At 68.9% G+C, this 13,180-nt stretch carries 14 protein-coding genes; 9 read left to right on the top strand and 5 right to left on the bottom strand.

The window, feature by feature from the left end; all coding sequences use genetic code 11:
- The first annotated feature begins 1 nt into the window (after nucleotide 1).
- From mnmG to ABC319_RS11795, 4 genes are read left to right on the top strand one after another with little or no spacing between them, the layout of a single operon-like run.
- Nucleotides 2-1,837, top strand: coding sequence for a tRNA uridine-5-carboxymethylaminomethyl(34) synthesis enzyme MnmG (gene mnmG, locus ABC319_RS11810; protein ID WP_413070418.1), 1,836 nt, complete (start codon nucleotides 2-4; stop codon nucleotides 1,835-1,837).
- The gene (locus ABC319_RS11805; RefSeq protein ID WP_413070417.1) at nucleotides 1,834-2,439 is read left to right on the top strand and encodes a 16S rRNA (guanine(527)-N(7))-methyltransferase RsmG; all 606 of its coding nucleotides are present in this window, start codon (nucleotides 1,834-1,836) and stop codon (nucleotides 2,437-2,439) included. The genes mnmG and ABC319_RS11805 overlap by 4 nt, the downstream gene beginning before the upstream one ends.
- Entirely contained in the window at nucleotides 2,436-3,227 is a 792-nt protein-coding gene (locus tag ABC319_RS11800; RefSeq protein ID WP_413070416.1) for a ParA family protein, read from the top strand. Before ABC319_RS11805 ends, ABC319_RS11800 begins: the two co-directional genes overlap by 4 nt.
- On the top strand, nucleotides 3,224-4,129 hold the full coding sequence (locus ABC319_RS11795) for a ParB/RepB/Spo0J family partition protein (RefSeq protein WP_413070415.1): 906 nt from the start codon (nucleotides 3,224-3,226) through the stop codon (nucleotides 4,127-4,129). Before ABC319_RS11800 ends, ABC319_RS11795 begins: the two co-directional genes overlap by 4 nt.
- Nucleotides 4,130-4,135: 6 nt before the next feature.
- Here the strand turns inward: ABC319_RS11795 and holA are convergent, their stop codons facing one another.
- Genes holA through ABC319_RS11775 form a run of 4 tightly spaced genes read right to left on the bottom strand, consistent with a single transcriptional unit; the run spans nucleotide 4,136 to nucleotide 8,680 of the window.
- Nucleotides 4,136-5,155: a DNA polymerase III subunit delta gene (gene holA / locus ABC319_RS11790; RefSeq protein ID WP_413070414.1), complete on the bottom strand. Its 1,020-nt coding sequence runs from the start codon at nucleotides 5,153-5,155 to the stop codon at nucleotides 4,136-4,138.
- Nucleotides 5,152-5,712 carry an LPS assembly lipoprotein LptE gene (lptE, locus tag ABC319_RS11785; protein WP_413070413.1) on the bottom strand — a complete coding sequence of 187 codons (561 nt, stop codon included), beginning with the start codon at nucleotides 5,710-5,712 and terminating at the stop codon, nucleotides 5,152-5,154. The genes holA and lptE overlap by 4 nt, the downstream gene beginning before the upstream one ends.
- A complete protein-coding gene (gene leuS / locus ABC319_RS11780) occupies nucleotides 5,709-8,237 on the bottom strand; it encodes a leucine--tRNA ligase (protein ID WP_413070412.1) in 2,529 nt (842 codons plus the stop codon). Before leuS ends, lptE begins: the two co-directional genes overlap by 4 nt.
- 8 nt (nucleotides 8,238-8,245) lie before the next feature.
- Nucleotides 8,246-8,680 (bottom strand): DUF3576 domain-containing protein, encoded by a 435-nt coding sequence (locus ABC319_RS11775; protein ID WP_413070411.1) that lies wholly within the window; start codon nucleotides 8,678-8,680, stop codon nucleotides 8,246-8,248.
- 227 nt (nucleotides 8,681-8,907) lie between these two features.
- Between ABC319_RS11775 and ABC319_RS11770 the strand changes: the two genes are divergently transcribed.
- From ABC319_RS11770 to ABC319_RS11760, 3 genes are all read left to right on the top strand, one after another.
- The gene (locus ABC319_RS11770; RefSeq protein WP_413070410.1) at nucleotides 8,908-9,588 is read left to right on the top strand and encodes a hypothetical protein; all 681 of its coding nucleotides are present in this window, start codon (nucleotides 8,908-8,910) and stop codon (nucleotides 9,586-9,588) included.
- A 109-nt stretch (nucleotides 9,589-9,697) separates the two neighbouring features.
- Nucleotides 9,698-10,765, top strand: coding sequence for an oxidoreductase (locus ABC319_RS11765; protein WP_413070409.1), 1,068 nt, complete (start codon nucleotides 9,698-9,700; stop codon nucleotides 10,763-10,765).
- Nucleotides 10,762-11,247 (top strand): heme-degrading domain-containing protein, encoded by a 486-nt coding sequence (locus ABC319_RS11760; protein ID WP_413070408.1) that lies wholly within the window; start codon nucleotides 10,762-10,764, stop codon nucleotides 11,245-11,247. Before ABC319_RS11765 ends, ABC319_RS11760 begins: the two co-directional genes overlap by 4 nt.
- Here the strand turns inward: ABC319_RS11760 and ABC319_RS11755 are convergent.
- On the bottom strand, nucleotides 11,233-11,760 hold the full coding sequence (locus ABC319_RS11755) for a thiamine phosphate synthase (RefSeq protein WP_413070407.1): 528 nt from the start codon (nucleotides 11,758-11,760) through the stop codon (nucleotides 11,233-11,235). The two genes, ABC319_RS11760 and ABC319_RS11755, sit on opposite strands and share 15 nt — an antisense overlap.
- A gap of 21 nt (nucleotides 11,761-11,781) precedes the next feature.
- Between ABC319_RS11755 and ABC319_RS11750 the strand changes: the two genes are divergently transcribed.
- On the top strand, nucleotides 11,782-12,450 hold the full coding sequence (locus ABC319_RS11750; RefSeq protein WP_413070406.1) for a YggS family pyridoxal phosphate-dependent enzyme: 669 nt from the start codon (nucleotides 11,782-11,784) through the stop codon (nucleotides 12,448-12,450).
- Nucleotides 12,447-13,130, top strand: a complete 684-nt coding sequence (locus tag ABC319_RS11745; RefSeq protein ID WP_413070405.1) for an HAD family hydrolase — start codon at nucleotides 12,447-12,449, stop codon at nucleotides 13,128-13,130. The genes ABC319_RS11750 and ABC319_RS11745 overlap by 4 nt, the downstream gene beginning before the upstream one ends.
- The last annotated feature ends 50 nt before the right edge of the window (nucleotides 13,131-13,180 follow it).

Here is a 13,180-nt window from a genome sequence, read left to right as displayed (position 1 = left end):
CATGATCGATGTGGTGGTGATCGGCGGTGGCCACGCCGGGGTAGAGGCAGCCATGGCGGCAGCCCGGCGCGGTACGACGGCTGCGCTTGTGACCTTCGACGCGAGCAACCTCGGCATGATGTCTTGCAATCCTTCCATCGGCGGGCTCGGCAAGGGGCATATCGTCCGGGAGGTCGACGCGTTCGATGGGATCATGGCGCGGGCGGCGGACGCCGCGGCCATCCATCACCGCATGCTCAATCGGAGCAAGGGTGCCGCCGTACAGGGACCGCGGATCCAGGCCGATCGTCGCCTCTATGCTGCGGCGGTAAGAGCGATGGTGGCGGCGGAGGACCGGGTGATGGTCGTCATCGGCGAAGTCGTCGGACTGACGATCGCGGCCGGGAAGGTCGCCGGCGTTCGCCTGGGTCATGGAACGATCATCGAGGCGCGTTCGGTGGTGATCGCAACCGGTACGTTCCTGGGGGGACGCCTGTTTCGCGGCAGCGATCGGGACGAGGGCGGGCGTGTGAGTGAACGAGCGGCAGGGCCGCTGGCGGCCGATCTGCGCGCATTGGGGCTGCCCATGGCGCGGCTGAAGACGGGTACGCCACCACGGCTGGATGGGCGGACGATCGACTGGGCGGCGCTGGAGGCGCAGCCGTCGGACGATGACGACTGGACGATGTCGGCCATGACGGCTGGACGGATCCTGCCGCAGGTCGCCTGCGCGATCACCCGGACGACGGCCGCGACCCATGACCTGATCCGCGAGGCGATGCCGCAGTCGCCGTTATTCTCGGGGGCGATCGAGGGAGCAGGGCCACGTTATTGCCCATCAATCGAGGACAAGGTGCACCGGTTCGGCGATCGAGACGGGCATCAGGTATTCCTCGAACCCGAGGGTCTCGACGATGCGACCGTCTATCCCAACGGCCTGTCGACCTCGATCGGGGAGGCAGCGCAGGCGTCGATGATCGCGTCGATCCCCGGCCTCGAACAGGCGCGGATCATCCAGCCTGGTTATGCGGTGGAGTATGACCATATCGATCCGCGTGCGCTCGATGCGACACTGGCGGTGCGCGTGCTCCCGGGATTGTTCTGTGCCGGGCAGATCAACGGAACGACCGGTTACGAGGAGGCAGCGGGGCAGGGCCTGCTCGCCGGGTTGAACGCGGCGGGGGTGGCACTGGGTCTGGCCCCGGTGATCCTGGACCGCGCGTCGAGCTATCTGGGCGTGATGGTCGACGACCTCGTGCTGCAGGGTGTCACCGAACCATACCGCATGCTGACGGCGCGGGCGGAGTATCGCCTGTCGCTGAGAGCCGACAATGCCGAGACGCGATTGGGCGAGATCGCGCGGACGGCAGGCTGCCTGAGTGACGCGCGGATCGCGCATCAGGATCGACGTGCTGCAGCACGAGGACTGTTCCGCGATCGGCTCGCCACCACGCTGACGGCGTCGCAGGTGGCGGATGCCGGTGGGCCGGTCAGCCGTGATGGCGCACGGCGGGCGGCATGGGAATGGCTGCGGTTCGAGGGGGTGACGCTGGCGCAGGTGGCACCGGATGCCTCGAAGGGGATCGAGGCGACGGTGGTCGGCGAGGTACTGCAGGATGCCCGCTATGCCCCGTATCTGGAGCGGCAGGCGGAGGAGGTGGAACGCCTGCGCGCGGAGGAGGAACTGCTGCTGGACGAGGCGATCGATTATGCGAGCATCCCCGGCCTGTCGAACGAGATGATCGATCGGTTGAGCGCGGTTCGTCCGCGGTCGCTGGCGGCCGCCGCGCGGGTGAGGGGGGTAACGCCGGCTGCCTTGTCAGCCGTCCTGCTGCATAGCCGGAAGGTAGCGGCATGACCGAGGATGACGCGCAGGACTGGTGCCGGGCGCATCTATCGGTGGAGGCGTTCGACCGGTTGAGTGACTTTGTCGGCATGGTCATCGAGGAGAATGGGCGACAAAATCTGATCTCGCCTGCCTCGATCGATTTTATCTGGGCACGTCATGTCGTCGATTCGATGCAGCTGATGCTGCTCGCCGGGAATCATGCCGGGCCGTGGTTGGACATCGGTACGGGGGGCGGCTTCCCGGGAATCGTGCTGGCGATCGCCGGTTGCACGCCGATCACAATGGTCGAGCCTCGCCGCAAGCGAGCGGAGTTTCTTGGCAGGTGCGTGGATGATCTCGGGATCGCCGATGCTGCCGTGGCATGCATGAAGGTGGGGCAACTGGCGTTCACGGCGGGCATCATCACCGCGCGCGCAGTGGCGCCGGTCGAAAAGCTTTTGCTTGGCGCGGCGCATTGCGCCACAACATCGACGCGGTGGCTGCTGCCGAGGGGCACGGTCGATGCGGCCGCTCGCTCCTTCCTGACCGCCCGACAGACGGTGTTTCACGTGGAACAAAGCCTTACACATCCCGAGTCGGCCATTCTCGTTATCGAAGGGTTTCGCCGATGATCACGATCGCGATCGCCAATCAGAAGGGCGGCGTCGGCAAGACGACCAGTGCGATCAATCTGGGAACGGCACTGGCGGCGACCGGGCAGCGTGTGCTGTTGATCGATCTGGATCCGCAGGGGAATGCATCGACCGGCTTGGGCATCGGCCACTCGTTGCGGGTGAAATCCAGCTATGACGTGCTGATGGGAGAGGCGAGTGTCGAGGAGGCTCGGATCCCTACCCGCGTTCCCAATCTGGATATCGTCGCGGCCACGGTCGACCTGTCGGGTGCCGAGATCGAGCTGGTCGAGTTCGACGCCCGGACCCACCGCCTGGATCAGGCGCTGGCCGCCGTGAAGGATAGCTGGGACATCGTACTGATCGATTGTCCACCATCGCTGGGATTGCTGACGATCAATGCCATGGTTGCCTCGGACGCATTGTTCGTACCGCTGCAATGCGAGTTCTTCGCGCTGGAGGGCCTGTCGCAGCTGTTGAGCACCGTCGAGCGGATCAGGACCCGGTTCAATCCCGGCCTGTCGATCCTGGGCGTCGCGCTAACGATGTACGATCGGCGCAACCGCCTGACGGAGCAGGTGTCCGCCGATGTGCGGGCGGTGCTGGGCAAGGTGGTGTTCGAAACGGTCATCCCGCGCAACGTCCGCCTGTCGGAGGCACCCAGCCACGGGCTTCCCGCCCTGATCTACGATCATCGCTGCTCGGGATCGGAGGCGTATATGGCGCTGGCGCGCGAGATGATCGGGCGATTGCCGCGGGCGGCTGCCGCAGCGGCGGCGGCGGCATGAGCGACATCGGGCGGCGGCCGCGCGGCGGACTGGGCCGGGGATTGAATGCGCTGCTGGGAGAGATGGCGCGGGAGGCGCCGGTCAACCCGGCTGCGGAGCAGCCGACCGGCGTTCGCATGCTGCCGGTCAGTGCGCTGGCGCCGCATCCCGACCAGCCCCGCCGTCGCTTCGACGAGGCGATGCTGGACGAGCTTGCCGGATCGATCGCGGCGCGGGGATTGATCCAGCCGATCGTCGTCCGCCCGCATGGACACCAGTATCAGATCGTCGCCGGCGAGCGGCGCTGGCGCGCGGCGCAGCGGGCCAAGCTGGCCGAGGTGCCGGTCGTCGTCCGCGAGTTGAGCGATTCCGAGACGCTGGAAATCGCGCTGGTCGAGAATATCCAGCGGCAGGACCTGAACGCGATCGAAGAAGCGCAGGCTTATCAGCGGCTTGCCGGCGAATATGGACATACGCAGGAAGCGCTGGCGAAGATCGTCCACAAATCACGCAGTCATGTGGCCAACCTGCTGAGATTGTTGGAGTTACCTGACACGGTACAGGCGCAGGTCGTCGATGGCAGCCTGTCGATGGGCCATGCGCGGGCGCTGCTGGGCGCTCCGGATGTGGAGGGACTGGCGGCCGATGTGGTCCGGCGCGGACTGTCGGTACGCGAGACCGAGAAGCTGACGCGCGACAGCAAGGCGCCGCGCGCCGCGACCGGAAGCAAGCCACGCGGGAACGGCAGCGGTGGCGAGGGCCATGATGCCGATATCGCCGCGCTGGAGCGACAGCTCGCCGACCTGCTGGGTGTCGCGGTGACGATCGCGCACGGCGAGAAGGGCGGCACGCTGACTCTGGGGTACGGAACCCTGGATCAGCTGGACATGATCTGCCAGCGCCTGACCGGCGAAGGTATCTAGAGCGGTTCAGCCACGGCTGGCGAGGGCACGGGCCATGTGCAGCACGGCATCCTCCGCCAGCACGCCGCCGGCATTGGCCGGTGCCATGATCGCGCGTTCGGCGGTGCGCACGCGGACCAGGGCACGGGCGATCATCGCCGGCGTCCAGCGGCGCAGGGCCCGGCCGGTGGCGGGCTCGTCACGGAAGAAGACCCGGTGGCGCTTCATCACCGCATCGGGAGATTCGCCGGCGGCGATGTCGGCGCGCATTTCGCCCAGCGCGATCAGGCGCCGCGCGAGCTGGCGAAGCCACGGGATGGGCGACGTACCCGCTTCGGCCAGGCGCGCCAGTTCCTCGGCTAGGTGATCGGGGCGACCCTCCACCAGTGCCTCCACCGCCCGGGTCGCCTCGGCTTCGTCGAGGTCGGCGCCGACTGCATCGAGGGCGTCGTGATCGAGGTCGTGGGGGCGATCGGGTGCGGCATCGAGGTAGAGGGCGAGCTTGTCGACCTCGCGCGCCATCACCGCACGATCGCCGCTGGTGGCTGCGACCAGACGGGCGGCGACACCGGGGGCGAGGCGCAGGCCCTGCTCGCCGGCCAACGTGACGGCGAGCCGCTCGGCATCCTGCGCGGTCGGCGCGTAGCTGCCATAGACCAGCGCGTGGGGCGAGTCGATCGCCAGCTTGACGATCTTCGCCGTGGTGCGGACCGACGGCGCGAGCGCGACGACGGGATTCGCGGCACCGTCCGCCTCCAGCAGGGCGGTGAAGGCGGCGAGACATTCCTCGCCGGCCTGGCTGATCCGGATCCAGCGGGGATCGCCGAACAGCGACATCGACGACGCCTCGTCGGAGAGGCGGGCAGGATCGCTCCGCAGCGTGGCACCGTCGAGGTCGATCCGTTCCGCCCCCTGGCCCATCGCCGTGCCGAGCAGGGCGGCGAGGGCGCTGGCGCCGGCCTCGTCGGGGCCGTGGAGCAGATAGAGGCGGACGGCGGGGCGCGGCGCGGAAAGCGCCTGGCGGATCTGGTTGGCGTTGGCCTTCACGGTTTCCCGACGACCGGCGTGGCGGTGGCGGTGGGCGTCGGCTGGGGCGGTGGCGGCGTCGGGCGGCGCGCATAGAGGGCGATGCGGGCGACGATCTCGTCCGCGACAATGGTCGACAGGCGTTCCAGCGCGGTGTTCTCGGCAGCGATGGTCGCGTATTCGGACTGGACGACGTCGATGCCCGCATCCGATCCGGCGGTGGTGTCCAGCAACACCGTCTGGTTGCCGCTGGTCAGGTCGACCAGCTGGTAGCGCGCGCGCAGGATGCGGCGCTCACGCGTGACGCTGTCGTCGCGGCGGACGCCTAGGCCGCTGATCTGATCGTCGAGGCGGATGTCGAGCCGGTACCGGGGCGCACCATCGGGCGCGCCCAGCCGGTCGCGCAGGGCATTGCCGACCAGCCAGCCGGCCTTGCCCTCGATCGGGCCGACCTCGATACCGGACAGCGCCATGGCGACGGCGCCGTTGCTGCCGCCGCTGTAGAGCGGATGCATGCCGCAGCCGGCCAGCGCGATGGCGACCGCGAGGATGGTCGGGAGCCGGGGAATGCGCGTCATGCGACGATGTTCACGAGGCGGTCGGGGACGACGACGATCTTGCGTGGCGTCTTGCCCTCCAGGGCGCGGACCACCTTGTCGCTGGCCAGCGCGGCGGCTTCCAGCGTCTCGCGTGCGGTGCCCTTGGCCATCGGCAGCGTGTCACGCAGCTTGCCGTTGACCTGCACGGCGACGGTGACCTCATCGTCGACCAGCATCGCCGGATCGACCACCGGCCATTCGGCATCGGCGATCAGGCCGTCATGGCCCGCGGCGGACCATGCCTCCTCGGCGACATGCGGGACCATCGGCGCGACGAGCAGCAGCAGCGTGTGGGCGGCGTCGCGACGGTCGGCCGACGGCGCCGCCTTCTCGATCGCCGAGGCCAGCGTGTAGAGGCGGGCGACCGACTTGTTGAACTGCAATCCCTCGATATCGCCGGCGACGTCGCGAACGGTACGATGGGCCAGCTTGCGAAGCGCGATGTCCTCACCCCCGGCGCCGGCGTCATCACCGGTGACGATGCGCCACAGCCGCTGGACGAAGCGCCACGATCCCTCGATCCCGGCCTCCGACCATGGCAGGTCGCGTTCGGGCGGGCTGTCCGACAGCATGAACCAGCGAACGGCGTCGGCGCCGTACTGGTCGACGATCGGCTCGGGATCGACGGTGTTCTTCTTCGATTTCGACATCTTCTCGACACGACCGACCGTGACGGGATCGCCGGAGGCGCGCTCGACGCCGTTCTCGACCTCTGGCGGGGACAGCCAGCGGCCGTCCGCCGCCTTGTAGGTCTCGTGCGTGACCATCCCTTGCGTGAAGAGGCCGGCGAACGGCTCGGCCACGTCGAGCTTGCCGATATGGCGCAGTGCCCGCGTCCAGAAGCGGGCGTAGAGCAGGTGGAGGATCGCGTGTTCGACGCCGCCGATATACTGGCCGACCGGCAGCCACTTCTCGGCGACGGCGCGATCGAACGGCTTGTCGTCGGGCTGGCTGGCGAAGCGGATGAAGTACCAGCTGGAATCGACGAAGGTATCGAGCGTGTCAGTCTCGCGCACCGCATCGGCGCCGCATGCCGGACAGGCGACATGCTTCCATGTCGGGTGCCGGTCGAGCGGGTTGCCGGGGACGGCGAAGGACACGTCCTCCGGCAGGACGACCGGCAGCTGATCCTGCGGCACCGGCACTGCGCCGCAGGCGGCGCAGTGGATGATCGGGATCGGCGTGCCCCAGTAACGCTGGCGGCTGACCCCCCAGTCGCGCAGGCGGAACACGGTGGTACCGGTGCCCCAGAAGCCCGATTCGGCTCGTTCGATGACCGCACGCTTCGCCTCGGCGACGTCCATGCCATCGAGGAAATGCGAGTTCACGATTGTCCCGGGGCCGGTATAGGCCTCGTCGCCCTCGAAGATCGGGTCGCTACAGTCACCGTCGGAGACGACGCGGCGCACGTCGAGCCCATATTTCCGTGCGAAATCGAGGTCACGCTGATCATGCGCGGGTACGCCCATTACCGCGCCCGTGCCATAGTCCATCAGCACGAAGTTCGCGATGTAGACGGGAAGCGTCCAGTTAGGGTCGAACGGATGATGGACATCAAGGCCGGTTTCAAAGCCGAGCTTTTCTTGCGTTTCCAGCTCGGCGGCGGTGGTGCCGCCCGCCTTACACCGCTCGATGAAATCGGCGACGAGGGGATCGGTGTTCGCCAGTTGACGCGCAATCGGATGATCTGCCGCGATCGCAACGAAGCTTGCGCCGAAGATAGTGTCCGGACGCGTTGAATAGACTGCTATGCGCCGTTCGTCATCGATGGTTTGGTCAAGCTTTGGTTGCGCATCGACGACCTCGAAGTCGAAGGTGAGCCCTTGGCTGCGGCCAATCCAGTTCTCCTGCATCAGGCGGACCTTATCGGGCCAGTCCTTCAGGTCGCCCAGGCCATCGAGCAGCTCGTCGGCGAAGTCGGTGATGCGCAGGAACCACTGGCTGAGCTTGCGCTTCTCGACCAGCGCGCCCGACCGCCAGCCGCGCCCGTCGATCACCTGTTCGTTGGCGAGCACGGTCATATCGACCGGGTCCCAGTTGACCGAGGATTCCTTGCGATAGACGAGGCCCGCGGCGAACAGGTCGAGGAACAGCGCCTGTTCGTGGCCGTAGTAATCGGGCTCGCAGGTGGCGAGTTCGCGCGACCAGTCGAGCGCGAAGCCCAGCCGCTTCAGCTGGGCCTTCATCGTCGCGATGTTGGCGCGGGTCCACGAGCCGGGATGGACGCCCTTTTCCATAGCCGCATTCTCGGCCGGCATGCCGAACGCGTCCCACCCCATCGGGTGGAGCACCTCGTGCCCGATCATCCGCCGATAGCGGGCCAGCACGTCGCCCATCGTGTAGTTGCGGACATGCCCCATATGGATGCGGCCCGACGGATAGGGAAACATCTCTAGGACATAGGACCGGGGCTTGGGCGAATGATCGTCGGCCGCGAAGGTGCGGCGCTCGTCCCAGACGGCCTGCCAATGGGCATCCGCCTTCAGCGCATTGTAGCGGCTCATCCGGTGGCTCAGCCGGCGATCGATGACCGGCGCAGGTCGCGGGCGCGGGTGAGGATCAGATCCTCGAGCTTCATCGTGGTCGAGGCGGTGACCGGCGCTGCCACCCACTGACCGCCGCGATTGACCTCGCGCAGGCCGGCGACGCGCACGGCATCGGCGCGCAGATCCTGGTCGAGGATGGTCACCGTGAACTTGACCCGCTCGGTCGGTGCCTGCGGATTTGCATACCAGTCGGTGACGATGACGCCGCCGTTCGAGTCGGTCTGGACCAGCGGCATGAACGACAGCGTGTCGAGCGTGGCGCGCCACAGATAGGAATTGACGCCGATCGTGGTCACCTTCGACGCGGCGAGATCGCCCTTGGGCCGGCCGCTCTTGCCGGCGCAGGCGGTGAGCGAGAGGGCGATGGCCACCCCGAGAAGGGGGACGGAACGGCGGAACATGGGCGGGTAACCTTAGCGCGGAGGAGGGCGAAGCCCAGCCTGTACCGCCCTCTCCGGCGGCCGGCAAGCATGGTGGCCGGCGACGCGGTTTGCGCAAGATTGTGGGATGTATGCAACAGCCGGGCAAAATTGCCCGTCCGCCATGGTGCGTCAGGATCGATTGATGCTAGGCGATGTTCGGGGACAGAGGATCGTTTGGAGCGGTAACAGTGAATGCTGGGCGTTGGATGATGGGAATTGCCGCGGGAGCGCTTGTCGCTGCCGGCGCTCTCGTCGCGCCCGCCTTCGGTGCGATCGACCGCCCGGCCGCCCGTCAGGTGCAGAAGCCGGCGGCCCGCGGCGTGGGTGGCTTCACCCCGGCGGCTGGCGATCCGCGGCTTGCCGCCTTGCTGTCGCGCGGCGGGTTCGAGAACAACACGTTCCGCTTCACGCCGGCCGAGTCGCGCCGCGACTCGCGTGCCGTGACCGTCGCGGTCCGGGCCCGGACGACGCGCGGCGCGGAAAGCCGCACCGCGGTCAGCGACGCGACGACGGGAATCGCGCCGATTGCGTATAATCTGGGCGTCGCCGTCGGCTGGAAGCGGTTCGCCATTGCCAGCGACCTGACCCGGATCGACATGGTCGCCCAGCCGGGTGGTCGCGAATCGGCGGATGTCGCGGTAAGCTATACCGCGCCACGCTGGAGCGGCCGCGTGAAGGCGGAGGCCGATCGGCCGACTGACGGATCGCCGCGGCTCGTCGCCGATCTGCCGGGCTATTCGGTCGATCTGGGCGGTTCCTATTCGCTGACGCACAACCTCGATGTGACGGCAGGCGTCCGCTACCGAGCGGATCGCGACCGCCTGACCCGCTTCGACCAGCGGCGCGACAGCCAGGCGGTGTACGTGGGAACGGCCTTCCGCTTCTGACGCGAATGCCGCGTCGGGTCGGTGCGGCGGTTAGGACGATCGATGGTCGCACGGGTCTAGGACTTCGATCGATTTGCCTTTCGCCGGGGCATCGGCGCATGCTGGCGGCATGAGCGAACACTCTCCCAAACGCGTCGGCCTGATCGGATACGGCTTCGCGGCCAAGACATTCCACGCACCGCTGCTGGCGGCCGAACCCGGGCTGGACTTGGTGCGGGCATCGTCGCGCGATGCCGGCAAGGTGCAGGCGGACTGGCCCGACGTGGCCGTCGATCACGATCCGATCGCCGTGGCGACGGCGGCGGACATCGATCTGGTCGTGATCGCGTCGCCCAACGACAGCCACGCGCCACTGGCCCGCGCGGCGCTGGCGGCGGGCAAGCATGTGGTTGTCGACAAGCCGTTCACGCTCGACATGGCGGAGGCGCGGGCGCTGATCGCGCTGGCCGACGAGGGGAGCAGACTGTTGTCGGTCTTCCACAATCGCCGCTGGGACAGCGACTACGTCACCGTCAGGCAGGCGATCGGCGACGGGCTGGTCGGGACGGTGGCGCACTTCGAATCGCACATCGATCGCTATCGCCCCGAGGTCAGGCAGCGCTGGCGCGAGGCGGATGGCCCGGGCAGCGGGCTGTGGTTCGACCTGGGGCCGCATCTGGCCGATCAGGCGCTGCAGTTGTTCGGCCTGCCGCACGCCGTGACGGCGTCGCTGGTGCTGCAACGCGACGGCGCCAAGGCCGACGACTGGGCGCATGTCGTGCTCGATTACGGACAGCGGCGGGTGGTGCTGCATGCGAGCATGCTGGTGGCGGGCGGATCGCCGCGCTTCACCGTGCATGGGGACCGCGGCAGCGTGGTGAAGCAGCGGATCGACCGGCAGGAGTCGCAGCTGCTGGCGGGGATGAAGCCGGGCGCGGCCGGCTGGGGCGACGATGACGATCCGCTGCTGGTCTGTGACGCCGACGGCGCGGTCACGGAGCGGCCGGCGCTGACCGGCGACCAGCGCGGCTATTACGCGCAGGTCGCGGCGGCGCTCCGCGGCGAAGGGCAGAACCCGGTACCGCCGCTGGAGGCGCTGGCGGTGATGGCAGTGATCGAGGCGGCGCAGCGGTCGTCGGCGACGGGGCGGACGGCGACGCTGGACCTGACCGATGCGGAGCGCGCCGGATGGCGGTGAGCGACGACATCGCGACGATCGCGCGGCAGGAGAAGGCACTGCTGTTCGACGGGTTCGACGAGGATCGGGCATGGCGGCTGGGCGGGTTGCTCCGCGAGCGGGCGGTGGCGGAGGGATGGCCGGTGGTGATCGACATCCGCACCTTCGCCGGCCCGCTGTTCCTCGCCGCGCTGCCGGGCTCGTCGCCGGATAATGTCGACTGGGCCCGGCGCAAGGGCAATGTCGTCACCCGCTATCACCGCAGCAGCTATGCGGTCGGGCTGGAGTTGCAGGTGAAGGGCGGCACGCTGGAGAGCCGCTACGGCCTGTCCGCGGCCGATTATGCGGCACATGGCGGGGCGGTGCCGATCGCGGTGCGCGGCACCGGGGTGATCGGCGTGGCGACGATCAGCGGCCTGCCCCAGCGCGAGGATCATGCCGCCGTGGTATGGGCGATGGGCAGGCTGCTCGGCATCGAGGTCGAGGATCTACCGCCCCAATAGGGACGGCGGCGGAAGCCAGGCGTCGATGGCGGCCCATCCGGTAAAGCCCAGCAGGCGCAGTCGACGATAGCGGCGCCGGGTCATCCCGCCGAGCGCGATCATCGGCAGGCGGGTGTCGCGCGCCAGACGGGCGAGCGCGGCAGGGCCGGTCGGGCGGACGCCGGGATGCGATCGGGTGGCATAGGCGGGTGACAGCAGGACCAGAGCGGCGCCGTTGCGTTGCGCGGCGCGCGCTTCACCGCGGGTATGCGCCGGCGAGCTGGTCGCCCCGGCAACGCGGCCATGACGGCCGGCCGCACCGGGAAGCGGCGGGTCCGCCGCCAGCAGCAGCAGCCGGCGTGCCTGCGCGATGCGGCGGACGCGCAGGAACAGCGCGCGACGCTGCCGCGGCGGGGTGGCGTGATGGCGGAAGATCACGCCGCTGCCCGGCAGCACGCGGCGCAGCATCACCCACAGCGCGTCGGCGACCCGCTCGTCGGTCAGCAGCCAGCTCTCGGGGTAGGCGCGCGGCATCCGCCTGCCTATAGCGCGCGCATGGACGAACAGGACAGTGCCGGCCGGCTGGATGCGATCCGGGCCCGTATCGCGGCAGCGGCAGCCATGGCCGGACGGCGGGCGGACGACGTCGCGCTGGTGGCGGTCAGCAAGACGCAAGGACCCGAGGCGATCGAGCCGCTGCTCGCCGCCGGGCAGCGGGCGTTCGGCGAGAATCGCGTGCAGGAGGCGGAGGCGAAATGGCCGGCGCTGAAGGCGCGCTACCCCGATGTCGCGCTGCATCTGGTGGGGCAGTTGCAGTCGAACAAGGCGGCGGATGCGGTGATGCTGTTCGATGCGATCCACTCGGTCGACCGGCCCTCGCTGGTCGCAGCGCTGGGGGCGGCGATGGCGAAGACGGGGCGGCGGCCCGACTGCTTCGTGCAGGTGAACATCGGTGACGAGCCGCAGAAGGGCGGCTGCGCGGTCGCCGACCTGCCGGCGCTGCTGGCCGCTGCCCGCGATGCAGGATTGCCGGTCGTCGGCCTGATGGCGGTGCCGCCGGCCGATGTCGAGCCGGCGCCGTATTTCGCGCTGCTCGCCAAGCTGGCGCGCGATCATGGGCTGGCGCGGCTGAGCATGGGCATGTCGGCCGACCTGGAGACGGCGGTGACGCTGGGCGCGACCGAGGTGCGGGTCGGCACCGCGCTGTTCGGGGCGCGTACGTGAGCGCGGCGTTCCGGCCGCGCGCGCTGCTGTTCGATTTCGACGGCGTGCTGGTCGAGAGCGAGGAGGCGGGGAATCGCCATCTCGCCGAATGGCTGACCGCATCGGGGCATCCGACCACGCCGATCGATGCGATGACGCACTTCATGGGCCTGTCGGGTTCCGGCTTCATCGACGCGATCGAGCGGCGAATCGGTGCGCCGCTGCCGGCCGGCTTCGCGGCCGCGCGCGAGGCCGAGAACGAGCGGGCGGTTCGCGAGGGCGTCGGCGAGGTGGAGGGCGCAGTGGCGTTCGTCCGTGCGCTACCCGACGGGCTACCGCGGGCGATCGTCTCGTCGAGCCGGACGCCGTGGATCGAGGCGCATCTGCGCCATGCAGGACTGCGCGAGGCATTCGGCAAGCATCTGTATTCGGGGCAGGAACATGTCGAGCACGGCAAGCCGTCGCCGGACCTGTACCTGTACGCGGCGGCGCAGCTGGGCGTGCCGATCGCCGACTGCGCGATCATCGAGGACTCGCCGGTCGGGGTCACCGGCGCGGCGAAGACGGGCGCGTTCGTGATCGGGCTGTGTGCCGGTCGCCACTGCGCCGTCGATCACGGCGAGCGGCTGCTGGAGCTGGGGGCCGATATAGTGGCGGCGAATTTTGCCGCGGTGGCGGGGGTGTTGGGGCTCGACGACTGACGGCCTGCCCGTGCTCCCGCGAAGGCGGGAGTCCAGTGCTTGGCGAGCCG

The organism is Sphingomonas phoenicis, assembly GCF_047238005.1.
GTDB lineage: Bacteria > Pseudomonadota > Alphaproteobacteria > Sphingomonadales > Sphingomonadaceae > Sphingomonas.
Note: the sequence above shows the minus strand (reverse complement) of the source record. Positions and strands in the feature narration are given on the sequence as shown.